The sequence below is a fragment of the Schinkia acidoalkalinis genome (genome assembly GCF_054301215.1).
Genome location: NZ_CP182573.1, coordinates 3,619,440 through 3,640,477, shown reverse-complemented (window position 1 = coordinate 3,640,477; position 21,038 = coordinate 3,619,440). Strand labels below are relative to the sequence as shown.

Annotated in this window: 30 protein-coding genes; 1 reads left to right on the top strand and 29 read right to left on the bottom strand. The window is 37.1% G+C overall.

Annotation, left to right across the window (positions count from 1 at the left end):
• Window position 1: 1 nt before the first annotated feature.
• The 29 genes from ACNQFZ_RS18560 to ACNQFZ_RS18420 all read right to left on the bottom strand — a co-directional run bounded on the left by ACNQFZ_RS18560 (window position 2) and on the right by ACNQFZ_RS18420 (window position 20,499).
• The gene (locus ACNQFZ_RS18560; protein ID WP_458412788.1) at window positions 2-496 is read right to left on the bottom strand and encodes a phage tail-collar fiber domain-containing protein; all 495 of its coding nucleotides are present in this window, start codon (window positions 494-496) and stop codon (window positions 2-4) included.
• Window positions 497-1,060: a phage tail protein I gene (locus ACNQFZ_RS18555; protein WP_458412787.1), complete on the bottom strand. Its 564-nt coding sequence runs from the start codon at window positions 1,058-1,060 to the stop codon at window positions 497-499. It lies immediately after the preceding gene.
• Window positions 1,053-2,162, bottom strand: a complete 1,110-nt coding sequence (locus tag ACNQFZ_RS18550) for a baseplate assembly protein (RefSeq protein WP_458412786.1) — start codon at window positions 2,160-2,162, stop codon at window positions 1,053-1,055. Before ACNQFZ_RS18550 ends, ACNQFZ_RS18555 begins: the two co-directional genes overlap by 8 nt.
• On the bottom strand, window positions 2,146-2,472 hold the full coding sequence (locus ACNQFZ_RS18545) for a hypothetical protein (RefSeq protein WP_458412785.1): 327 nt from the start codon (window positions 2,470-2,472) through the stop codon (window positions 2,146-2,148). The genes ACNQFZ_RS18550 and ACNQFZ_RS18545 overlap by 17 nt, the downstream gene beginning before the upstream one ends.
• Window positions 2,473-2,483: 11 nt before the next feature.
• Window positions 2,484-2,885 (bottom strand): phage tail protein, encoded by a 402-nt coding sequence (locus ACNQFZ_RS18540; RefSeq protein ID WP_458412784.1) that lies wholly within the window; start codon window positions 2,883-2,885, stop codon window positions 2,484-2,486.
• On the bottom strand, window positions 2,885-3,151 hold the full coding sequence (locus ACNQFZ_RS18535) for a hypothetical protein (RefSeq protein ID WP_458412783.1): 267 nt from the start codon (window positions 3,149-3,151) through the stop codon (window positions 2,885-2,887). Before ACNQFZ_RS18535 ends, ACNQFZ_RS18540 begins: the two co-directional genes overlap by 1 nt.
• Complete coding sequence (locus ACNQFZ_RS18530; protein ID WP_458412782.1) at window positions 3,151-4,173, bottom strand: phage late control D family protein; 1,023 nt, start codon at window positions 4,171-4,173, stop codon at window positions 3,151-3,153. The genes ACNQFZ_RS18535 and ACNQFZ_RS18530 overlap by 1 nt, the downstream gene beginning before the upstream one ends.
• Window positions 4,170-4,388: a tail protein X gene (locus ACNQFZ_RS18525; RefSeq protein ID WP_458412781.1), complete on the bottom strand. Its 219-nt coding sequence runs from the start codon at window positions 4,386-4,388 to the stop codon at window positions 4,170-4,172. The genes ACNQFZ_RS18530 and ACNQFZ_RS18525 overlap by 4 nt, the downstream gene beginning before the upstream one ends.
• A complete protein-coding gene (locus ACNQFZ_RS18520; protein WP_458412780.1) occupies window positions 4,381-6,981 on the bottom strand; it encodes a phage tail tape measure protein in 2,601 nt (866 codons plus the stop codon). Before ACNQFZ_RS18520 ends, ACNQFZ_RS18525 begins: the two co-directional genes overlap by 8 nt.
• A 105-nt stretch (window positions 6,982-7,086) precedes the next feature.
• Complete coding sequence (locus ACNQFZ_RS18515) at window positions 7,087-7,407, bottom strand: phage tail assembly protein (RefSeq protein WP_458412779.1); 321 nt, start codon at window positions 7,405-7,407, stop codon at window positions 7,087-7,089.
• A 17-nt stretch (window positions 7,408-7,424) separates the two neighbouring features.
• Window positions 7,425-7,937 (bottom strand): phage major tail tube protein, encoded by a 513-nt coding sequence (locus tag ACNQFZ_RS18510; RefSeq protein ID WP_458412778.1) that lies wholly within the window; start codon window positions 7,935-7,937, stop codon window positions 7,425-7,427.
• A gap of 20 nt (window positions 7,938-7,957) precedes the next feature.
• Window positions 7,958-9,412 (bottom strand): phage tail sheath family protein, encoded by a 1,455-nt coding sequence (locus ACNQFZ_RS18505; protein ID WP_458412777.1) that lies wholly within the window; start codon window positions 9,410-9,412, stop codon window positions 7,958-7,960.
• A gap of 2 nt (window positions 9,413-9,414) precedes the next feature.
• On the bottom strand, window positions 9,415-9,939 hold the full coding sequence (locus ACNQFZ_RS18500) for a hypothetical protein (RefSeq protein WP_458412776.1): 525 nt from the start codon (window positions 9,937-9,939) through the stop codon (window positions 9,415-9,417).
• Window positions 9,917-10,402, bottom strand: a complete 486-nt coding sequence (locus ACNQFZ_RS18495; protein ID WP_458412775.1) for a hypothetical protein — start codon at window positions 10,400-10,402, stop codon at window positions 9,917-9,919. The genes ACNQFZ_RS18500 and ACNQFZ_RS18495 overlap by 23 nt, the downstream gene beginning before the upstream one ends.
• A 2-nt stretch (window positions 10,403-10,404) precedes the next feature.
• Entirely contained in the window at window positions 10,405-10,956 is a 552-nt protein-coding gene (locus ACNQFZ_RS18490) for a phage tail protein (RefSeq protein WP_458412774.1), read from the bottom strand.
• Between the two features lie 5 nt (window positions 10,957-10,961).
• Window positions 10,962-11,303 carry a hypothetical protein gene (locus tag ACNQFZ_RS18485; RefSeq protein WP_458412773.1) on the bottom strand — a complete coding sequence of 114 codons (342 nt, stop codon included), beginning with the start codon at window positions 11,301-11,303 and terminating at the stop codon, window positions 10,962-10,964.
• On the bottom strand, window positions 11,296-11,661 hold the full coding sequence (locus ACNQFZ_RS18480; protein WP_458412772.1) for a hypothetical protein: 366 nt from the start codon (window positions 11,659-11,661) through the stop codon (window positions 11,296-11,298). Before ACNQFZ_RS18480 ends, ACNQFZ_RS18485 begins: the two co-directional genes overlap by 8 nt.
• A gap of 11 nt (window positions 11,662-11,672) precedes the next feature.
• Window positions 11,673-12,695 (bottom strand): major capsid protein, encoded by a 1,023-nt coding sequence (locus ACNQFZ_RS18475; protein ID WP_458412771.1) that lies wholly within the window; start codon window positions 12,693-12,695, stop codon window positions 11,673-11,675.
• A gap of 13 nt (window positions 12,696-12,708) precedes the next feature.
• Window positions 12,709-13,071: a hypothetical protein gene (locus ACNQFZ_RS18470; RefSeq protein ID WP_458412770.1), complete on the bottom strand. Its 363-nt coding sequence runs from the start codon at window positions 13,069-13,071 to the stop codon at window positions 12,709-12,711.
• 1 nt (window position 13,072) lies between these two features.
• Window positions 13,073-14,104 (bottom strand): head maturation protease, ClpP-related, encoded by a 1,032-nt coding sequence (locus ACNQFZ_RS18465; RefSeq protein ID WP_458412769.1) that lies wholly within the window; start codon window positions 14,102-14,104, stop codon window positions 13,073-13,075.
• Window positions 14,094-15,647: a phage portal protein gene (locus ACNQFZ_RS18460; RefSeq protein WP_458412768.1), complete on the bottom strand. Its 1,554-nt coding sequence runs from the start codon at window positions 15,645-15,647 to the stop codon at window positions 14,094-14,096. Before ACNQFZ_RS18460 ends, ACNQFZ_RS18465 begins: the two co-directional genes overlap by 11 nt.
• Before the next feature lie 18 nt (window positions 15,648-15,665).
• Window positions 15,666-15,899 (bottom strand): DUF6148 family protein, encoded by a 234-nt coding sequence (locus ACNQFZ_RS18455; RefSeq protein WP_458412767.1) that lies wholly within the window; start codon window positions 15,897-15,899, stop codon window positions 15,666-15,668.
• Window positions 15,875-17,707 (bottom strand): phage terminase large subunit family protein, encoded by a 1,833-nt coding sequence (locus ACNQFZ_RS18450; protein ID WP_458412766.1) that lies wholly within the window; start codon window positions 17,705-17,707, stop codon window positions 15,875-15,877. The genes ACNQFZ_RS18455 and ACNQFZ_RS18450 overlap by 25 nt, the downstream gene beginning before the upstream one ends.
• The gene (locus tag ACNQFZ_RS18445; RefSeq protein WP_458412765.1) at window positions 17,676-18,248 is read right to left on the bottom strand and encodes a hypothetical protein; all 573 of its coding nucleotides are present in this window, start codon (window positions 18,246-18,248) and stop codon (window positions 17,676-17,678) included. Before ACNQFZ_RS18445 ends, ACNQFZ_RS18450 begins: the two co-directional genes overlap by 32 nt.
• Before the next feature lie 550 nt (window positions 18,249-18,798).
• Window positions 18,799-19,362, bottom strand: coding sequence for a site-specific integrase (locus ACNQFZ_RS18440; protein WP_458412764.1), 564 nt, complete (start codon window positions 19,360-19,362; stop codon window positions 18,799-18,801).
• Window positions 19,359-19,805, bottom strand: a complete 447-nt coding sequence (locus ACNQFZ_RS18435; protein WP_458412763.1) for an ArpU family phage packaging/lysis transcriptional regulator — start codon at window positions 19,803-19,805, stop codon at window positions 19,359-19,361. Before ACNQFZ_RS18435 ends, ACNQFZ_RS18440 begins: the two co-directional genes overlap by 4 nt.
• 14 nt (window positions 19,806-19,819) lie before the next feature.
• The gene (locus ACNQFZ_RS18430) at window positions 19,820-20,020 is read right to left on the bottom strand and encodes a hypothetical protein (protein ID WP_458412762.1); all 201 of its coding nucleotides are present in this window, start codon (window positions 20,018-20,020) and stop codon (window positions 19,820-19,822) included.
• A gap of 99 nt (window positions 20,021-20,119) precedes the next feature.
• Window positions 20,120-20,290 (bottom strand): hypothetical protein, encoded by a 171-nt coding sequence (locus ACNQFZ_RS18425; protein ID WP_458412761.1) that lies wholly within the window; start codon window positions 20,288-20,290, stop codon window positions 20,120-20,122.
• Window positions 20,290-20,499 (bottom strand): XtrA/YqaO family protein, encoded by a 210-nt coding sequence (locus ACNQFZ_RS18420; protein WP_458412760.1) that lies wholly within the window; start codon window positions 20,497-20,499, stop codon window positions 20,290-20,292. Before ACNQFZ_RS18420 ends, ACNQFZ_RS18425 begins: the two co-directional genes overlap by 1 nt.
• Before the next feature lie 314 nt (window positions 20,500-20,813).
• On the opposite strand from ACNQFZ_RS18420, the gene ACNQFZ_RS18415 reads away from it, so the two are divergent.
• Window positions 20,814-21,020 (top strand): aspartyl-phosphate phosphatase Spo0E family protein, encoded by a 207-nt coding sequence (locus tag ACNQFZ_RS18415; protein WP_458412759.1) that lies wholly within the window; start codon window positions 20,814-20,816, stop codon window positions 21,018-21,020.
• Window positions 21,021-21,038 lie beyond the last annotated feature (18 nt).

The following is a 21,038-nucleotide window of genomic DNA, read 5'->3' as shown; positions in this document are numbered from 1 at the left end:
CCTATTCTATACCCTCTATTTGATTCCAAGTTAGAGGCCCTTTACTCATAAAAACTAAAGATTGATCGATAGTAGCTGATACATTTACTGCATTCCCAACAATCGTGCTGACATCGATTGTTTTCTCTATAACGTCAGAGCCGCCACCTGCTGGGACATACTCTCCATTTTGCCCAGCATTACCATAACAGTATAAAATCTCACCTATATCAGGATCCGTTGCAAATACTCCAATTTCTCTAAAGTAAAATCCTGCTGCCAAAGTTTGGTTTGACAGTACAGCTCCAACAACAGCGCGGTTAGTTTCCTTTTTAAGCTTTGTTATATTTAAGGACATTTTTTGACTAATCAAGTTCCTTAAATCTGACATGGATGCACCATTTAAAGCTCCATCTCCAAGGGCAATTCGAGTGAATTTTAATTGAATACCAGTCTGTGCTTTTAACTGAAGGTTACGTCCATCATTTGTTATTACAAGTCCACCAAATGCTCCCATCTAAACCACCTGCCTTAATTCCATTTTATCTCCCGTATGGACAAATCCACCGATATATAAGTCCATATTTTCGACCTGAGTTATTTCAATTTTTTCAAGCCAGGCACTTTTGCGTTTTACTGAATTAAGAGCTGCAACAAATTCCTGTGCTCTTTCTTCTGTTACAGCTCTGTTATTCGTAACAACTTTGAAATAGCCTGGTTCAGCATCATATTCAAACCATTCAACTACTTTACCCTCTCCAAATAATGTTACGATTAAGTCTTCTACAGCTGCAGGAGTGCCTTTGCTACGATGATAAAAATCCGCATTTTCAACAAGTTTAATCTTTTGTTCTAAGGGCAATGAGGTATCGTAAAAGTCAACATGATTCTCCCAAGCAAGCAAATCAATAACTGCTTCAAGTAAGTTTTCTAAGTTTGCTAGCTCTATAATGTCTTTAATTTCTAATGATATCGATTGCATTTCTGGTGTTATGGCTTCAGCAATAGCCTTTAAATCTTCATCCTGTTTTAGATTTTCTGGGAGTAGATCTAATAAACTAATATTATAGATATCAATCATCCTCTAATCCCCCATAAGTAACAGTAATGAGATTATCTAAAGGTACTTGGTGCTCTGCTATTGCCTGATACAGTGGCAAAGGTATTGATACTCGTTTTGCTCCGGCATTCTTAACAAGTGCAGTTAATTCCGATGGGTCTATGCTTCTTCCAAACTTCGATTTTTGCCATAATTTATAATCTTCAACAGCTAGATTAACCTGTTTCTGAATAGTTGGTACACGGCTGGCATTGTCCCTATGAATCCAATAAGTCATGTTAATGTCATAGGATACTCTTTCTGGTGCCAACGAGCTAACGAAGTCCGTAAGTGGTCTAACTGTTCGATTGCTACACTTTTCAAGGACAGTGTCCAATATTTCTTGATCTGGATTAATTCCACCTTTTAACAGTGTTCTAATTTCAATTTCGCAAGGTGCAGGCGAACCAACATACACATCAACAATTAAAGGATTGGCAGTTTTTGCCCAGAACTTATAAGCTCCATCCGGCCCAGCTGTAGAGTAACTTTCAGGAGCGATTCGAATTCGTTCTGCATAAGAGTCATCGTCCTCAGCATCAGAGCCACCTTCGCTTTCCGTTATGTTCTCTACAGATGATACCCATTGTAGTGGGTCCACTAAAGCGTTTATTTCACCTGGTAGATAACCATTTCCTATAGAACCAGCAACCGTACACTGAAATTCAATGTCCACGAATGGTTGATTAGATGTTGTAACTTCTTTTGTAGACATAAAAAAAACACCATTACCCGGTGTTGCCCTTGTTCCCGATGGAATTGTCACTAGGTTTAAAGTCGTGAGATTAAGCCTTATCGTTGTTTTTGAATAAGTAGGCTGCAATCGTTCGGTTTTCCCTGCGCCGATATGATCTAAATATGCTCCGGTTGCATATGCTAAAAGCCTCTGTTTAGAGCTGTAATCAATCATGTTACGCTGCGGCATTAATATAGGCACTAATGCTTGGATAAACTTTCGGCGCGGGTCAGCAAGCCCTAATTTAACGCCTCTCTTATCCTCAAACGCTTTAATCATATCAGCTTCAATTTGTTGTGCTGATTTCTCAGCAAAAGTTATTTCTGGTAAATTAAATCTTGGTTTCATCAATTCTCACCCTAACAATAGGTATTAGGTTTCCTTCCAAAGCATTGTCGGTTTTAAATAGAACTTCAAGCAATTCTGCTCTAGGTTCATATTTAGGAATAGCTTCTGCTAATTTAGCTCGGATACGTGCTTTCACGACATTAATAGGACCATCTAATTCTTCAGGGCTCCATGTAAAATCTCTATCCATGGGGCAGGAAAAAGCATACGAGGTTATGATAAACCTAACATTTTGAAGAATCTCCTCCACAACTGTTGTTGGCTCCAAGTTAATTGTTTGTTTAATACTTGTAACTTGATATTCATTCATTTATCATTACCTCACAAACGAGGGTATTCTTTTATTGTTAATTCTACATCAGCAACTAACAATTGACCGTTGGCGTCATATGTTTTATGAGTTTCCTGTATAGCTTCTAATGTCCATAAACTCTTTGATATGAAGTCTTCCCCTATGATAATCCCTCGTGTTTCACCTTTATCCCGGATGCGCCTTAGTTTGTCTAATTCTAGTTGAGGATTCACTCCTAAGCATGCATTCAATTGAACAGTAAAAGAAATTTCTTCCTTCCCTGGTCCAATAAATTCACTTATTGGCTTCATTCCAATTCTTTCGTGGTCGGCCCATCTTCCGGAACCGCTGCGTTTAAATCCGCTAAAGGTCATTACTTTCTTACTTGATACCTCAAAAACAACATCACCAAATACGCCGATTTTAGCCATTACATCACCTCTGGTGGTGTATCTATCTCAGAATAAAAAGACCCTAAAATAAAACCGTAATCATTTCCGTTAGGTAAAAATACACACAGTACTTGTTCGCCTGGCACTGGTATCCAATAATCTTTCGGTTGAATGGTCCCCCTTACAATAATCGATAATTCCCTTACTGTATTCCTTGATTCAAAGGCAACCTTCGCGGTACATTTACTTTTATCAACTGATGAAACGATACCAATTTGAATTACATTTTTTATTAGCCCATTCATTAGTATCCCTCCAAGCATTTTCTAATTTTGATATTGGTTTCATAACCGTTGGATTGGCTATGAATCGCCTGGGTAATGATGTATTTACCATCAAAATGACCATAGCCTCTTACTAAAATTGTTCTGCCAGCCAATAATCGCAGGTCTCCAGACATTACGAATGTCATTGATATTGCGTCCTTATTTGCTTTACGCAATCGTTTTTTCGCTAAAATTTCGGCTTGAGCTACCGATTTTACACTTTCATTGATAACTAAAGTCCGTCCTGTTTTTGGAGGATTCCGCGGAGTAAACGTTGCAGTGATTTTCTTCTTTTTCTTGCCTTCTTGATATTCAACTCGACAAGATTTGTATATTCCAGTTAATGTGTCTTTAAAGCTATAGCTTTTGATATTACTAGCGCCTTTTTGTATGGTCATGATTGGATCTTGAAGCTCATATTTTTCTTCATCAAAAATGACGATGCTCTTATTTGCTACTTTTAAGCAAAGGCCGGCATCGTCACATAATCTAGTTAAATACTTTAAATCTGATTCTTCCGTTTGCTCAATAGTTTCATACTCAGGGTCATATTTTGAGTCATAAAATAGTTTTACACCATTTTGTTTAGCGATGTCCTTTGCGATAGTAGAAAGTTTTGCTTTTTCCCACGTTCTATTTTTATCTTCATTTTTTAATGATGATGATACTGGAATAGATATTGCTTTTAAATTCACAATTGAAGGTGGACCAGATCCATCAATCTCATCTATATCAAATACACCCAGTACCGCCCTCTCTGTTTGCCCCCAATATGTCCAATGCTTTCGGACAATATTAGATTTTAAGGTTGAACCTTTCTTCGGCATCCAGGAGTTAATCCAGAGTTGGTCTCTGTCTTGTAATTGCACTTCTAAATCATCCGCTTGGCCGCTTAAATTGTCAGTAAAGGTCCATCCAAGCACATAAGGCTCAATATGTTTAGAGATATTTGTATTGTTATATCTAATTTCAAGGTAGGCACGTCTTGCTTCCATTATCATGATACATCTTCCCCATCTTGAAGCCACGGCGGAGCCTGCACATACGTCGTCGTTTCAACGTCCGGAATTTCCAACTGAACATTTGCAGAAAAAATAACTGTTTCAAGATGTTCAAGATTAGCCTCGAGTAATTCTGTCATATAATACTCACTTCCAAGTGTCTTTTTGGCAATCGCATCCCACATATCACCTTGAATAGTAGTATATTTAGCCATTAAAGCTCAACCTCCTACTACTCATGCTAGGTAACTCAACACTGTCAATTCTGCGCTCTAAATTATTTAAGGCTCTGATTACTCTTTGCCCTGCTGTTTGAATGCCATTCAAAGATGCCAGCCATCCGCTCGCTTGCCCAGTATACATCGTCAATAAATCCAAGTTGCTCTTTACTTTATCTGCGCTTGATTTGATTCCGGTGAATGATCCTACAACCCAACCGCTCGCTTGTCCAGAATACATGGCTAGTAATGATAAATTTTTTGTTGCAAGTTGGATATTAGTATTGATTGCTTGCGTGGGTCCAGGTGCTTCTAATGGAGCTTGTTGTGCAGCTGCCCTATTACGGACTGCATCTGTGCCTTTACCTCCCAGCCATCTTCCACCAAGATAACCGCCTACGCCACCAATTAATCCACCTAATACAGTACCGACAGGCCCAAAGAATGAACCTGCCAGAGCGCCTACTTTTGCGCCGCCAATACCTCCAGCTATGCCTGCACCTGCTTGAATAGTAGCTTTCGTCTTATCCTGTGCACTAAAAATATTAAAAAGCTCAGTCGCAATTGAAAGTGGTAACGCTGCTTTCCCTGCTATCCCTAATACTTTTCCTGCCTTCGGTAAAATAGATTTAAGGGAGCCTGCTTTTCCAGTAGCTTTACCTGCTGTTTCAACTGCTTTCGTTCCCGGAAATTGCATGACTTTCCCGCCTTTAGAAAGTGTTGTTACTGGTTTAGATGCCGTTGGATCTATTGTTGTTACAACTTTAGGTGTTGCTGCTACTTGCAACGTTTTAGCAACTCTGGCCCCTTTTAACTTTCCAGCTCCCCATTTACCGGCACCAATCATACCTTTACCAAGAAGGCCTCCCGTTAAAAAATTAGCTGCTGCAAACATTCCAATGCCAGCAAATAAATTCCCTTGAGCCGTATTACTTACCGATGCTTTCAACGCACCAGTAAAAGCCTCATACCATGCTTTTGCTGCAATTTCACCTATTTTTGCAAAAATCTTATTCACGCTTTCTCCGCCTGGGCCGTCAAGCCATTTTTCAATTTTTGCCGAGCCCTCATCCAACGAGTAAACCACTTTATCACCGAAATCCATACCACTAAATTTTTTATACTTTTCTAAGTCTTGTTTGTATTTCAGCATTAGTTCATCATATTTTTTAAAATTACTTCCGTCAAATTCAGGCTTAACAGGTTTTGATAAAAGAAAAGGCTCGAAAACTTCCCCAAGTGTATTAGCTGTTCGTTGTCCAAACTTTTCAACTGCTGATGCGTTTCGTTCAAATGAATCAGCTAAATTTAAAGCACCTTCTTTTATTAATGGATTTAATGCCTCTGCTCCAATAATTTGCATTGTTTCAAAGGCGCCGCTTAATTGCTCAACAGCTCCTGTAGCATTATCCATTTTTGCTTTAGCTACGTCTAAGGCAGTAACTTTAGACATTTCATCATACATTTTTTCAATGCCTTCTGCGCCTTCTTTATAAATGATGTTTGCAGCACGAATAGCATCGCTTCCAAACATGGTATAAAAAACTTGTTGCCGTTGTTCAGCATTTAAGTGTTTAAAGCTCTTTTGAAGGATACCTGCTACTTCTGTCATATCTTTCAATTCGCCATTAGAATCAAATAAAATATTCTTGCCTTTTTTATTAACGAGTCCGAATTTCCGAAATGCTTCTTTAGCATCATCTGTCATTGGAACAAGATTTGATAGCATTGTCTTAAACGAAGTACCAGCATCAGACCCTTTTAAGGAGTTGTTTGAAAATAACGCTAGAGTTGCATTTACTTCTTTGAACGATACCCCTAATCCATCAGCAACTGGTCCTACTGCACTTAAACCAAGGCCAATTTCTCTAACACCAGTAGATGACGCATTGGCAGCACCGGCTAAAATGTTCGCGGCATCCGCAGCCGTCATGCTGTCCTTTTTAAAACCATTAAGAGCGTCTGAAACAAAAGCAGCTGATTCAGATAGTTCAAGCCCGCCAGCTGTTGCTAAATTTAAAGAAGAATTCAATCCGCCATTAAGGGACGTTTCAAGCGACATTCCCGCCTTTAATAATTCTTCAAAACCTTGCGCTGCCTCAAAAGCACTATATTTCGTTGCTGCACCTTGCTTTAATGATTCCTGTCTAACCAAGCTTAATTGTTCAGCAGATATTCCCGTTACCGCTTTGATAGAGCTCAATTGTTCTTCGAAATTCATTGCTTTTTTTACACTGTTTAATGCTAATCCGGTACCAGCATAAGCAGTACCAACGGCTGCTATACTAGCTACTTGTTTAGCCGTATTCAATCCATTGCTAAATGATGTTTTTAAGGTGGATATGCGATTTTGTTCTCGTTCTAATCGTTCGAGCTCGTGAACCAGTCTTTCTGTTGAATCAGTATATTGCGATTGGTGAATTTTCCCTCTTCTGAAATCATTACCAAGTTGGTTTAGCGCCCGTTGCGTTTGTCTTGCTTGATTCTTTAAATCAACTAAACTTGAAGAAGCTTTGGAGAAAGTACTGGAGAAAGAACTCGCTAACTTTCCCCCAATCTGAAAACTCATTTCATATGCTTTTTTAGCCATCGAGTTCTACCTCCTTAACTATAGATTCCTTCCATGCCTCTAAGTCACGAATTGTTTTAGATTCCCAGTATTCTATACTCGTATAAGTAATTTTTGATAATCTAATTAGGATTCGTCTGAAATCTTCTCCGGTACCGGTTGAGCCGATAATCCCAGCAAAAAATTTCTCACACTAAAAGTTACCTCTAAAAAATCAGGTGCAGATAATTTTTTAAAATCATCTACAATGATTCCTGACGATTTAGAAGCTAGTTTGATGAGGACATTTTGATTATGAATTGTATTCAACCCGTCAAGATTACCTTCTGTCCTTAACTCTAAGTCAACTTTTAAAATATCCTCACCTGTGAGCTCTTCTAGTTTTAATTCTAATTTTTTAATCTCTTTACCATCTAAATTAATAGGTTTAGTTAATTTTACTTCCATTATTGTTGTTCCTCCTTCTATATTCCAAGTGCTTGACGTAAATCAGCCATGTAATCAACACCATCAACTATATAAATATAATTTGCTTTATCTACCTCGATTAACGTTTTTCCATCTCGCTGCACCTTAATATACATAACCTCAATTTCGGTCGAGCCGTCATATGCGGATCCTTTAGCTGCTTTACCAAAATCATTTTTAGTAGCATGCCCTTTTACAACAACTCTATTAACTTTAAAGCCTGTTGTATTGTACTCTTGATTAGCTAAGCGACAGTCAATCTGATGAGGAATAGGCTTAAGAAATTCTGTAATCTCCCCCGTAATGACTCTCCAATTGATAGTGAGCTTCATACTTTGTAAGTGACCAATATTAATGGATTCATATTCACCTGCAATGCCAGCTCCGTTAATACTTTCAGTCATAAAATCAAAAGAAGGGAGCTGCAAATCCGCAACACCCTTCAAATCTGTCGATCCGTTAACAAAGACCTTAAAATCATTTAATTTTTCAGGAATGATACTACTCATGTATTCATACCCCTTTCTTTTTATGCTGCAAACAGACGATTATAGTAAGTTGCATCAAATTCAAGAACGAATTCAATGTTTTCTGCTGGAGTAGGCTCGGCAAGGAAAACATGAAAACGGACTGTACCATTTAGTAAATCAGTCTGCGGATTTTCTTCCTGTCTAAACTCTACTCTTCCCCCAATTAATGCACCGCCTGCGGTCAAACCATTTAACCAAATATTGATACTATCTACAACAGTATCAATAAGACGTTTATTAGTCGGGTCATCAACTTTTTGCCATGTTGTTAATATAATGGAATTCGATACCCAGTTATGCATACGTCTAACCGGAATAAAAGAATCCTTAACATCCGTTATTGAAGGATAAGCCCCTGTTCTGTTCCCCCATGCTTTCCAACCACCGATAAAATTTAATGCTGTTACGATGCCTTGACCATTTAGATAAGCTGCTTGATCAGGACCAAGAGAAATTTCTATTCCATCTTCTAAAACAGCTTTATTCATTTTAAGCTCCTTATTTGATGGGCTTACGAATGGTAAATCGTCATTAGCAGCATCAGTTAAAGAGAGTCGACCGCCAAGATGTGTCGACATATGGTAAACCTTTTCTCCAAGAGCAACCTTTGGCCAACAAGGTATTTCGTTTGCAGATGTGTAATTATTTTGGTTTTTCCATTCAGATACCTTTGTATAGGTATTAGCAACTGACGTATCAATGTCTGTTAAAGCCATGGCCTTAAAATAGGTATTGATATTTCCCGCTTTAGCCTTCATTACGGCTTCAACAGTAGGATTTTTACTAAATTTAGGAACAATAATTTGCCCTGGAACTAATCCGAATTTAGGGAAAACGGAATTGATTAACTCAAGTCCTGTCGCCTTTCCTGATTCTACATCAACTCCACCGATAATATCATTATCAGTTACCTTTGTTGGATCCAGTTTTGTAAACGATACAGAAAGTGTTGTTTGCCCTTGTGGAATATTTCCAGAAGGAACAACCGCAATTACCACATTACCCTTATCGTTAAAGGAAGGAATATAGTCAGTATCTTGAACAAGGGCATCTCCTGCAGTTGTTAGTTTAACAACTAAAGTATCTAGAAAGAGACCTTTATCAGATATAATTGCTTTACCGCTTTCTATTGTAACGGATTGATCAGTAACATCCGCCTTATGCTTTTCAGGATCCAATACATTAATTAATACTACTGGAGCGACACCATATAAACGAAAAGAACTGTCCATTGCCTCGCAAAGTGTATAATTACTCCACTCATCCGAGTATCCTAGTCCGTCTTGTGCTTCTTTAAACGTATAAGCTAATAATGGCTCTCTATAGAATTCATTTGTTTTTGCTAGGTTAATTGGTGCTGTTCCCACAATAACCTGTAATCCTGCAGTTGCCTCAACAGGAGAAATGACAGAAGTAGGCACTTCTGAAGAATAAATACCGTGTTTATAGGTCATTTCTATTTCACCGCCTTACTAAAGTATTCTTTTACCTTTTCAAACCATATATTTTCAACGGTTCCAGCTATGGCAACTTTACGTTCAAATTCCGCAAAATTGTTTGGTTCTACAAATAAATTTTCGAGTACCGGGAACTTCTCAAGATGCTCTTTTAAATGTACTGGGTAGCCATTTTTAAAGCTTGTGTAACGGGTAATTTGATTAATAGTCGGGCCACAATAAACTAAAACAGCCTCCGTTTCTTTAGAGACTGTTTCTTTACCTACTTCGACGCGGCTAACAACGTTCCCGCTGCCATCCATAGATATTTGATACATTTGATTTTCAAGGATTTGTTCGCCTTCTAAATCTTGTAATCCTTTAATAAGCTGTGAAGTTAATTCGTTTAAATCCCCTTCCGGAATTTCTCCTACTCCTATAATTGGAGCAGAAAAATCTTCAATTGTTGTTTTGTTTGCATTTTCTGCAACTGATACAGTTTCTTCCTGAATTACTTTTTTTCTACTCATAATGACTATCATCACTCCATTCAACCTGCACTTGCGGAACATGGAAATTTAATTCCATTATCGCATGCCAAAAAGGCCTCGATTGCTCTTCGAATAATTCGGTTTGAATTTTTCCCGTAAGAGCAAAAGGACCAATTTTTTGTTTTTTCTTTAGTTCAATTTTTATTCTTGTAGCGATATTCACAGCATCTCTCCAACCATCTTGTTCATCTTCACTGTGTGTTCCTATTATTAATAGAATGCTTGTAGTATCACTTTCATTCAAAATATCTGCATCAGATAGAAAACGTACAATGACAAATGGATAATCTCTAGGAGCTAAGAATTCCTGGTCATCATCTTCATCTTCCGGTGGTAGATACCCTGCATAAACGGATGGTGCTTTTGTTTGTCCATTTACTTTTGTAGTTAGTTCATAGTCCTTCACAGCTTTCTCAATAAACTTTACAAGTTCATCGATTAATTCAATCGGAGTCATATTCAGCCCTCCAGGAATCTTTTGATTTCATGTTCTAAACGTTCATCCAGCTTATCAGCTGCTACTTTCTCCATCTTTTTCAAACCTTCTTCTCGCCCATACATTTGTGGAAGAGAAGGGCCGTGTAAACTTCTTAAAGGGTTACGTTCATCACCAACACGAGTAAAGACATTTTTATACCCTTTTTTTGTTGTTGCTATAAATGATTTTTTGATTGTTCCTCCAGACCCATTGATATTACTTGCATGCACATATCTCTTCTTAACTGGAAGAGGTTGGTTGGGTCTAATTTTAAAATTAATTAATGAAATTGGTCTTCCACTAACTCGGAAATTCGCGAGCAAATCAGATGGGTACGCTTTTTTTATCGTTATTTTCCCTTTCGCGGACCCAGACTTTATTTTGTAATTTTCTCTTGCTAGCCTTGCTCCGGCTGTTCTTGCTGTTTCAGCTGCACGATTTATTGCGTGTGCTGCCACAATCGGAATTTGCTTCGGTGTATTACCTAAAATTATTTCCAGTTTTTCAATGTGTTCAGCTTTTAATTCAATCATACCAATCACCCATAACTTTCATTAGCTGAAAGACTAATTCTTAAAATACCGCCAGATACAGACGAGCTAACCACATAATATTTTTCACCATCAAGTGTAACCCGCTTACCTACATCAGATTTATTATAGTCAGATGATTTTAGATAAATGGTTTTCATCGATTCATATATATTTTGTGTTACTTCATCAAAATCATTAGAACGCCTTTTTGTTTCATCAAAACCATCTTCTTCTATAATCATCAAAATTTCTTTTGAACCTAATGTGTGAAACTCACCAAATTCTGATGGATTAAAAAAGACGTTTAAATCACTTTGTAAAAAGTCTTTAAACGTCTTTTTATTCATTATCCTCATCTTCTAACAGCTCGTCTGCTTTGCCTTGGTTGATTATTGCTGCAATTACTTCATCTTTAGTTCGTGCACCAGTTAAATCAACACCAACTTCTTTCGCCTCTCGTTTCAGTTCATCTGCATTGTATTCTGCATCTAAATCGGCATGAAGCTCTTTAAAAAGCTGTGGATCAATAGTTTTGGATTCACCTTTAGCAATTTGAATCTTCATTTCTTCTTCTGGTGAAATGACATATTCAGCTGATTTTAAAGAAACTAAACGTTTTTCAGATGATGCAGTTAAGTCAGAAATAATAGATCCCTTTTTGTAGTAAACTTTGTTATGCCGAATCGTTTCCAATGCCCGTATCATATTGAATCACCTCACAGTACTTTTGCAACAAACCAAGCATCCACTTCTTTTGGAATAGGTAAAGGTTTGGAGTTTAATTGTGCGAATTGACGTGCTGGATTCTTTTCAGTCCAAGTATCAGGTACACGTTCAGCTTCAAAGGTTGTAAATTGGTTGTCTTTTACAATTGTAATAGCTGCATATGCCATTGAATATTCAGCTGTGGTTGATAATAATGTAACAGTTCCTTCTGGGACCATTGGCTTCATATTGCCATCTTCAGCTAAGTAATATTCATTGTACTCATAAATTTTACCTACTCCTGGAATTTGCCCAATATACGTTACCCCATTTGGCAGCACTTCAATATTTACTTCCCCGACTTTTAAATTTCGGATGTTTAGTATGTCTTTAACCTTCGGATGATTAATAAATGTATCAACAACATCTGCAGACATTATCGTAATATCTGCTGTAACATGACCCTTTTGTTGAACTATGCGTTGGTATCGTTTTAAATCTGCAATTGGGTCAGATGCTGGATCACTCCATAAATCAGTTCCAGATAATGTTTCCTTATTCGTAAAATTAAAATCAATTACATAATCTAATCCATCACCTTGAACAGTAATTTTACCTTCAAATAAAGCCTGCGAACACATTACTTCTTCTCGACGTGTAATCATTTCTTCTAGTTCAGCTAAATCTTTAACTAACTTTTCTGCAGCTCGTTCATCTGGAGTTTTAACAGAATAAATATTTTCTCCCAGAGAACGTCTTTGAATGTCTGCTGCTGTTGTGATTTTATATGGCGCAACTAATGGTGGTGCAAATGTTTCTGTTTTAAAACCAGAGTTTTCAACTAACTTACCACCGATTTTTTCATGAACGTAAGGTGCTATTTTGCGATTCCCTTTTTTGATATCAACATCCACCTTATCAGTAGTTGAATATTCTCTATTCTTAAAGAAGGTATCACGTAAGAAAGTATTTGGCTTTGACATACGTTCTACAAATTTAAGCATTGTGCGTGGTTCAAAAATATCAATAGTCATTGATTATTCCCTCCTACTGTTGAGTATCTGCAGCAATGGCAGAACGTAAATAGATTCCTTTATTTCGTAATGCTAGTTTAAAATCAGCAACATTAGCAGTATCAGGCAGCAAGATTTTACTTGTATTAAATTCACCCGCTACGTAACAAACTGCTTTCTTAGTGGTACTTGCATCTGTTGCAACTGCATCCGCCATAATACCATAAACATCGCTAGCAGTTATAGGATCGGTGAATGCAACTGCTTGTTTATTTTCATCTAATTTAAATACTTGACCTACTGAAAGCTCTTGATTAAGTGCAACAATAATTTCTTCAGTAACAACTTGTGATTGATAACCAGCTAATAAATTTTCGTGCTCTAAAAATTGCGGCATCTTATTTACCTCCTAACCCTGTATTTGCTAGAATTTTGTTGATAAATTTATCTTCAACTTCACTTTTTGATTGCGAAGTTGATGTTACATCTACTTCATTAATTGGCTCAGCATCTTCTTGAATATTTTGTAGTATCATTGATTTTTTTAATGTATCATTTTTGAGAATTTCAATAGCTACGTCTCCAGCAGATGCACCTGTTTCAAATTTTGCTTTTGCAATAATTTCCTCTGCACCAGGAACAGCAACATTTTCGATTTCTTTAATGCGAGCACGTTCATTATTAACGGCAGCTTCTACAATTTGATTAACGAGTTCTGGATGCTCGTTTTTTAATTGTTGTAAGTCCATTTTTGATTTCCCACTTTCATTTGTATTTGTAGAATTGATAACTAAATTCGATGGATCTTCTTTTAACTGCTCTCTGATTTTATTTATAACTTCCGGAGGTAACAAGCCATTTATAAGTGCAGGATGTTCTAAGCTAGCAGTTGCTTGATACTCATTTTCAAACATCACTGCATCAATAAAACCAAACTCCTTTGCTTCCTGAGCAGTCATCCAAGTTGTTTTGTTCATCATTGCTTTAAGCTCATCATCAGATTTATTTGTTTTAATTTTGTATGCATTTACGATTGTTTGATTAACTTTTTGAAGGAAATCACTTGTATAATCCATTTCCTTGTAATCTCCCCAAGCAGATGTAGATGCATTATGAATCATCAATTGGCCTGTTGGTGCCATTTCACAATAACCAGACATTGCGATAACACTAGCAGCACTTGCAGCAAGACCTACTATTTGAATTTTTACTTTTCCGCTAAATGATTTTAACGCTGTGTAAATTTCGGATGCACTAAAAACAGAACCTCCACCAGAATTGATTACTATCAGAAGTTCGCTATCGTTATTTCTGTTAGCTCTATCAATGAAACCATTAACTTTGCTAGGACTAGTTGCCGGAATTCCAAACCAATCATAAATCCATTGATCTGCATCATTAATAATTGGCCCTTTAACTTCAATCTTCATCCTCTTTTTTCACCTCCTTCTGATTATTTTCTTTTGTTACATTTAAACCTGCTTCTCGTCGGGCTTTTTCTTCTCGTACTCGATGAGGATGATTGCGCCAAAAATCTCCACCAGTTAGCTCTACAGTCTCCCGAGCACGAGTACTAAATCCATTGTCTACACGTTTTTCAGCAGCATTAACTTCTTTTAGAGGGTCTAATTGTCCCTGACTTGGTCCGTTCCATTCAGCTTTTGAATATGCTTTTCGAATCATTGGATCATATAAAAAACCAGGAGCCTGAATACGTCCCAACAATATTGCTTCTGTTAAGAATTCTTCATATATAGGTTGACAAAAGCGTGAAGCAGTCCATATTCTTCGCATTTTGAACATTTTCCACGCTTCTAGCAGTGCTCCCCTCGAAGCAGAATAACTGGATGTAAAATGTTTAAGTAGTAACTCATATGGAAGTTCTAAAGCAGAACCAATTTGGCGACAAATTGACACTACAAACGGATCAAATGCTGCATTATTACGTGAGGGATTCGTTGTGGTCACTTTTTCTCCATCTGCTAAAGAGATAATTGCTCCCGGGGCTAGTTCATAACTCATTTCATCGTCATCATCTACACGGTCCTCGTCAGGTATGACCTCCCCATATGGACGTTGTTCATTATCTGCGTCATTAGATTCAATAAATACCGTAAATAATGATGAAACTAAAGCAGCCATTAATTCAGCTTCTGTATAGCGGTCAAGTTGCTTAAGACTTTCAATTACCGGCGAAAGAATCGGTACCCCACGCCTTTGTTCAGGCCGCTCTGATTCCATCAAGTGCAGCACATTTTGACGCCCAGTTTTTATGCCGAATTTTTCAACACGAACCCATTCGTTTCTCCCGCTTTGTGTCAATGGATGCTGTCTTGAAATGTGATAAGCTACCACTTCTCCAAATGTTCCAAGCTCTACGCCATTAATAATTTTGGGGTTATTCCCTGTAGGAGAAGAAACTCTATCAGCCTCAATCAATTGCACCCGTAACCCATAAGGATTTTGTTTGTGGTTTCGATAAGGTAACAAAGTAAATACTTCACCAGACATTAAAAAAGATAGGAACGCTAACTGTTGCAACTCATAAAAGTTATGCATCTGCATTGCATCACACATTAAAGATTCACACCACAACTCAAATTCACGTTCGACATTTGTTTCCCATACGTCAGCTTCATCTTCTGTCATACCTAAATATTCATAGTCAATTTGAGCATTTAAACGGAGTCCTGCTCCAATAACATTAGTGCGTATCGTTTTAAGCGCGCCAGTAGCCAAAGGGGTATTCATCCATAAATCGCGTGAACGTTGACGTAATGTATCTAAATTGTCATCAATATCCTCTTTTGTACTACCACCTTTAAAAATCCACCCAAGCATAGATTTTTTTCGTTTACTAGCACCACTATTGGAATATCCAGAGTTTAAAAGCTCCAATTTTCTTCTAGCATGGGATCGTTTTAAAGCGCGTTCTGGCGAAAATGTAGCAACAGCTTTATCAATGACATTCAACTAATTCACCTCCATTCCTTATAAATCACGTGGGACAACACGTGTTACTCTTCTTCTCCCTCTTCCGCTTGCAATAGCCTCTGCTTTTACAAGTTCCTTTTGCCAAAATTTTATTTGTTCCCGTACTTGAGCTAGATTAGCACGTTCAAGTCTACGATTATCTAATGAGTAACTTTGACCACTAGCAATCGCTGCTTCTGCATCAAGCCACATTTGTAGTCGGTTTCTTACTTCCTGTACAGAAAACGCCATATCCTACAACCCTTTCGAAACAGTTCGTCTTTTTTTTTACGTTTTCTCGTTGTTTGTGTAAAAATGTTCCCATTCAATTTGTGTTCTTTCAAATAATGTAAGTCAGGATTTAAAATACGAAGTGCTGCAGTTGCATAATTACGTAAATCTAATGGCTCATTTCGAATACCGGAAGTACGTTTTACCCATTCAATGCGTGGTACTCCTTTAATAAACCTTGTCACTTTTCGTTCAGCAGTTAAACCAATGAAAAAAGCCTCGTCGTACCCTTTTTCCTTTTCAATTGGAAAATGGCAATAACCAGGCTTATCTTCAAATTCATTTTTAAGTCGAGAATAGATTAAATCCTTACCTTCATTAACGCCAATTGTAAACAAATGGACTTGCTGTCTTCCTACTTTTGATGGTTTATTAATGTATGGAACGCCACTTCCACCTTTACCTTTAATAGCGAATACACGCCGGTATTCACGGTCTTTACAAAAATCGTAAACTTCATTGGTATAGTGACCACCACTATCTACACAGGAAGCTGATACAGTCAACTTCGAACCATCATTACAGTACCATTCCTTTTGTAAGAATGTATCTAGTTGTTCCCATACAGCACATTGCCCCGGGTCCCCATAGAAAATTTTATATGCAACACCCCAAGAAACTTCATCAAGTCCCCAACCTACAATTTCAACTTCTAGTCGGTCATCTTGAACGTCGACACCGGCAGTTAAAACTAGCACACCATCTGGAATATCACAATTGTAGCGCTCACGACGAGAAAATAATTTTGTATGGTCTTGGTCATTTGTTTTCTCTTCCCATGATTCACCAAGTGTCGTATTGGTCCACGTCTTAAGGGTTTCTATCCCTTTTCGTTTTGCTTCACGAAATTCTACAATGATTTTATCCCAAGTTTCCCAAGGTGAAGCTAAAGCATTTAAGTGAAAACCTCTTTTTCTAGCATCAGGTTTCCGTGCAATCCACTTACCAGGTCTCGACTTCCATTCAACTTCTGTATGATGTGATTTACAATGTGCACATTCCATTCCGGCCGGTTCAAATCGAATTTGCGCCCATGAATACGGTTGAAATTGGCCACATGACGGGCATGAGACACACCACTGTTCCATTGTACTTTCTTCATATTCAGCTTCAATACGTGAAGCTCCTTTAATTGTTGGTGTTGATACAGATATCTTTTTCCTGTTCCAGAAAGTTTTTGTTCGTTTATGGGCTAGTGATAATGGGTCCCCTTCTGTACCAGCTGATACTGGAAAACGGTCGACTTCATCGGCTAATACAATTCTTACCGGCCTGGATGCCAAACTTGCAGGTGAATTGGCACCAACTAATGTCAGATGACCACCAGGAAACTTTTTTTGTAACAATGTGTTATTCCAATCTTTTGCCTTTGGGCTATTGACCTTTTTTGATAATGAAGGAGTATCTCTTATCATGGCAGCAATACGATCTTTTGAGTATGCTTCAGCCATTTCTAAAGTAGGCTGCATGAGTAACATTGGTGCAGGATCGTAGTCAACGTGATAGCCAATAATATTATTCAATATTTCTGATTTCCCAACCTGAGCAGAGGACATTACTACTATTTCCTCGTAATCAGGGTCGTTTATGGCATCCATTATTTCACGCTGATAAGGAGCCCTATCGGTATTCCATCTACCATGTTCTGCAGATGATTCTTTTGATAAAACCCTATTTTCATCAGCCCACTGTGATACAGACAGTTTCGGTGGTGGCGCTGATAACTTGGCTATTTTTTTAAACAGCTTCAGTGTTTGTTTTTGAACCATCGTCATCATCTACCCCTTCAATATTTTCATCTTCAGACACTTCAATAAACAGAGAAGGATCGTACTCAGCTATTTCTTTTAACGCCTCATGAATATCTCTTTCAATAAGGGCTTCGATTAGTTTCGGGTCATTTTTATTAACTAGAATCATAGCCATTTTTGAAGGCAGAGACAACATTTTTGAGCGAAATGCCATAACCATATGATTGAGTACTTTCTCAACATCCTCTGAGCGATGCATCTCCTTTTTTAAATGTGCTAATTCTATTTCAGCCTTTTCACGTTTTGCTTTTTCATGTAGCCACTTTTCATAGTCAAGTGATTCTGCAACATCATCTTCATTTATCCCATCTGAAGATAGCTTTAGAAATGTTATATATCGACTTACAGTGTCTATTAAATCAAAGCGACCATGTGCAATACGGCCAATAACACCTTCTTCAACGAGCTGGCGTACTCTTCGCTCAGTCAGGTTAAACATTTTACCAACTGCAGTTGTATTTACAACAATTTCATCTACTTTCGTTTTTCCACTAGACATCTTCTCACCTCAATTCACTTTTGGCTGGAAGGAACTATATTTTCCGTTTTATATCTAGCCGATTTTCGGGGCTCGGCAGACCCGCAGGCCGGCCTAAGTCTCCAGAAGGACCCATGTTTTTTCTAGAAAATTATTCGTTTTACTAAATATAAAAGGACGCAACAGCTATTGCTGCAACGTCCTCTCATCTAATTTATGAATACTATCATATTAACACATCTTTTTAAAAAAACTCTGCCAATATCCTGCCAAAAGTCTGCCAAACATCTGCCACCATTTACATTATTATATTACATAAATTCCCATATTTATTGTTTGTAGCATCATCAATGACATTAACATATCTTATATACTGTTAAGCTCCTAAAACTTTGAAAATGCTAGAAACACCAACGCTTTAATCATTGTCTTAAAAATGAGTTTTACAATTCCTTATTTTGTTAATGTCTTTAGTTAACTAAAGAGTTGTGGTTTTAAAATGCGCTTCTTTTCTTGCTTCGATTTCCATAAATGTTCAAAATAAAAACACCTCGCAATACTAGCGAGATGTTCAATATCTTAATTTACTATAAGCTTTATTAATTGCATCTTGATTAACACCGATATATTTCATTGTGATGTATTGAGAACTATGGTTAAAAATATCTTGTAGTAATGCTACATCCTTTTCTTGTTCATACATGTGATAACCAAATGTCTTTCTTAAAGTATGTGTTCCAATCTCTTCTAGTTCACATGAATGAGCTGCTTCTCTTAAAATATTATAAGCTTGTACACGTGTAATTGGTTTGTTTTTGCCCTGACGTGAACGAAAGAGGAATTCATCGTCAGATTTGTCCTCAATATAACGATTAATCACCTTTTGTAATTCTGGAACAATAGGAATTCGTTTTGTTTTATTATTTCTCTTTCTTTTTTGAACCTTTTGCTCTTTAACATTAATAAACGTTTTTCCTTTAACATCCCTCACTCTAATACGCAAAATATCACTTATTCGTAATCCAGTGAAAATACCAAAGCAAAATAACAATTCATTCCTTTGACTTTTTGAAGCCAGGTATGATCTAACTTCCCGAACCTTCTCAATATCACGAATTGGTTGTACAAAATTCATGATGCACTCACTTTCTCATCCGCATATACTTCAACTCCTAGAGAAATTGCAAGTTTATGCAATGCTTTATTTCGCATTCTATAAAATGTACGTTCTGAAACATTCATGTCTCGGTAAATTTCATAGTTGTGGAGTGGATCTTCTTCCAAATATGATAAAGTTATTAGTTGTCGTTCCGTTTTGTTCAGTTTGTTAAAGCCTCTGTTAAACCAATTCATAAACTTTAAATAATCCACTGCGAAGCTCGCCATTTTTACTGCTGCTTCTTCTACTCTGGATGATTTCACATTTGAAAAATTCGGCATTTCCAATGTATATTTTGTTGTAACTGTCGGCATTAAATCATCTTCTGTAGTTAACATATATGTTCGATATTGCCTAAATACCTTCTCTATCGCTTCCTGAGTTGCTCTTCCATCAATATTTTTCAGTAAATCGTTCATAATAATTCCTCCTCTTATATTTGTCTAAAGGCACCACGATTTCGTTTGTATTTAGGCATATGCATCCCCATAATGTCTTCCCATTCACGTTCGCTTAATTGATTTTCTTGTGGTATTTGCTTTTTTTTGTTACAATTTTTCTTTCTTTTCTTAGGAGTAGGTTCTTGATCTATTTGTTTCCATTCTCGTAACTGCTGCTTTAATGATGGATTCATAATGTCAACTCCTTCTTTTTATAAAAATAAAAAAGGACACCAACCACTAACAGCTTGTCCAGCTGCAGTAATCAGTGTCCTCACGCTTTCGGTCTTGGACTAGATTGCTATATTAACATTTAAGTTTACTTGTACTTCTTTCATAATTTTAACATTTCTATAACCTTCTTCGAACTTTCTTTTTGCATAATCCGTTGCATCCTCAATGGACTCAAAAGAATAGCAATTGAATGCTCCAAACATATTATCGTTTATCAATACAAAAAACATTAAAACATCTCCTTTTCATCGTAATGAATTCGTTTTGACTGGCCATTAACCGTTTCTATCGTTGTCATCCCATGCTCAACAGCTTCTGTTATTCTGGCAATTCCTCTTTTTCCGTCTATTACTGCAATCATTACTTTCCCATTTTCAAATGGGACATTAACGCTCATTGATTCTAGATTAATAGTTAATTCTTTGCTTTTTCTGGACAACAGGACCCCTCCTGTATGGTATAATTTATTTGCGTATAATTTACCAAAGTTGGGACCTTGTTCTCAGCTTTTTTTATTTTTTATTTTGTCTTGCAGCTAAAGCCTGCTTCGGCCTCCAGCTGTAATCTAAATGTAGATGGTCCATTCCTCTATCTGCTCGGTTTTTAGCCTTTTCCGTCGGCATTATTGGATTCTTTTCAATATAAGGCAAGGCGCTCTTCTTCGGTCATATAATATACTTTTACCGCTCCGTGCATTAATTTCACCCCTTATCAATTAGCCGTTAAAAATATCACATTATTTTGATAGTTATTATGATATATTCATCCTGTTTGTTAATTTATAGGAGAATTGATACCATGATAATTTATAAAAATGTGCCGAACAGTGTTGTACAACAAATTGAAGGATTACGATCAAATTTAATAAAAAGTGGTTTAGAAAAAGGGTTTAATCATCCTACTACAATCAAATTAAGTCAGAAGCTTGATAAACTGCTTAATAAAGTACAGACTTCCTGACTATCAAATTTATCAAAT

Excerpts from the sequence above, each read along its gene's own strand:
- ACNQFZ_RS18515 (WP_458412779.1), bottom strand. The coding sequence starts at position 7,407 with ATGGAAGTAAAATTAACTAAACCTATTAATTTAGATGGTAAAGAGATT.
- ACNQFZ_RS18455 (WP_458412767.1), bottom strand. The coding sequence starts at position 15,899 with ATGGCGTTTTCTGTACAGGAAGTAAGAAACCGACTACAAATGTGGCTT.
- ACNQFZ_RS18490 (WP_458412774.1), bottom strand. The coding sequence starts at position 10,956 with ATGATTGAATTAAAAGCTGAACACATTGAAAAACTGGAAATAATTTTA.
- ACNQFZ_RS18435 (WP_458412763.1), bottom strand. The coding sequence starts at position 19,805 with ATGAACGATTTACTGAAAAATATTGATGGAAGAGCAACTCAGGAAGCG.
- ACNQFZ_RS18480 (WP_458412772.1), bottom strand. The coding sequence starts at position 11,661 with ATGATACGGGCATTGGAAACGATTCGGCATAACAAAGTTTACTACAAA.
- ACNQFZ_RS18505 (WP_458412777.1), bottom strand. The coding sequence starts at position 9,412 with ATGACCTATAAACACGGTATTTATTCTTCAGAAGTGCCTACTTCTGTC.
- ACNQFZ_RS18540 (WP_458412784.1), bottom strand. The coding sequence starts at position 2,885 with ATGGCTAAAATCGGCGTATTTGGTGATGTTGTTTTTGAGGTATCAAGT.
- ACNQFZ_RS18485 (WP_458412773.1), bottom strand. The coding sequence starts at position 11,303 with ATGAATAAAAAGACGTTTAAAGACTTTTTACAAAGTGATTTAAACGTC.
- ACNQFZ_RS18475 (WP_458412771.1), bottom strand. The coding sequence starts at position 12,695 with ATGACTATTGATATTTTTGAACCACGCACAATGCTTAAATTTGTAGAA.
- ACNQFZ_RS18470 (WP_458412770.1), bottom strand. The coding sequence starts at position 13,071 with ATGCCGCAATTTTTAGAGCACGAAAATTTATTAGCTGGTTATCAATCA.
- ACNQFZ_RS18450 (WP_458412766.1), bottom strand. The coding sequence starts at position 17,707 with ATGGTTCAAAAACAAACACTGAAGCTGTTTAAAAAAATAGCCAAGTTA.
- ACNQFZ_RS18425 (WP_458412761.1), bottom strand. The coding sequence starts at position 20,290 with ATGTTTTTTGTATTGATAAACGATAATATGTTTGGAGCATTCAATTGC.
- ACNQFZ_RS18445 (WP_458412765.1), bottom strand. The coding sequence starts at position 18,248 with ATGTCTAGTGGAAAAACGAAAGTAGATGAAATTGTTGTAAATACAACT.
- ACNQFZ_RS18415 (WP_458412759.1), top strand. The coding sequence starts at position 20,814 with ATGATATATTCATCCTGTTTGTTAATTTATAGGAGAATTGATACCATG.
- ACNQFZ_RS18520 (WP_458412780.1), bottom strand. The coding sequence starts at position 6,981 with ATGGCTAAAAAAGCATATGAAATGAGTTTTCAGATTGGGGGAAAGTTA.
- ACNQFZ_RS18530 (WP_458412782.1), bottom strand. The coding sequence starts at position 4,173 with ATGATAATGGAAGCAAGACGTGCCTACCTTGAAATTAGATATAACAAT.
- ACNQFZ_RS18535 (WP_458412783.1), bottom strand. The coding sequence starts at position 3,151 with ATGAATGGGCTAATAAAAAATGTAATTCAAATTGGTATCGTTTCATCA.
- ACNQFZ_RS18555 (WP_458412787.1), bottom strand. The coding sequence starts at position 1,060 with ATGATTGATATCTATAATATTAGTTTATTAGATCTACTCCCAGAAAAT.
- ACNQFZ_RS18550 (WP_458412786.1), bottom strand. The coding sequence starts at position 2,162 with ATGAAACCAAGATTTAATTTACCAGAAATAACTTTTGCTGAGAAATCA.
- ACNQFZ_RS18560 (WP_458412788.1), bottom strand. The coding sequence starts at position 496 with ATGGGAGCATTTGGTGGACTTGTAATAACAAATGATGGACGTAACCTT.
- ACNQFZ_RS18525 (WP_458412781.1), bottom strand. The coding sequence starts at position 4,388 with ATGGCTAAATATACTACTATTCAAGGTGATATGTGGGATGCGATTGCC.
- ACNQFZ_RS18465 (WP_458412769.1), bottom strand. The coding sequence starts at position 14,104 with ATGAAGATTGAAGTTAAAGGGCCAATTATTAATGATGCAGATCAATGG.
- ACNQFZ_RS18430 (WP_458412762.1), bottom strand. The coding sequence starts at position 20,020 with ATGAATCCATCATTAAAGCAGCAGTTACGAGAATGGAAACAAATAGAT.
- ACNQFZ_RS18440 (WP_458412764.1), bottom strand. The coding sequence starts at position 19,362 with ATGAATTTTGTACAACCAATTCGTGATATTGAGAAGGTTCGGGAAGTT.
- ACNQFZ_RS18510 (WP_458412778.1), bottom strand. The coding sequence starts at position 7,937 with ATGAGTAGTATCATTCCTGAAAAATTAAATGATTTTAAGGTCTTTGTT.
- ACNQFZ_RS18495 (WP_458412775.1), bottom strand. The coding sequence starts at position 10,402 with ATGACTCCGATTGAATTAATCGATGAACTTGTAAAGTTTATTGAGAAA.
- ACNQFZ_RS18545 (WP_458412785.1), bottom strand. The coding sequence starts at position 2,472 with ATGAATGAATATCAAGTTACAAGTATTAAACAAACAATTAACTTGGAG.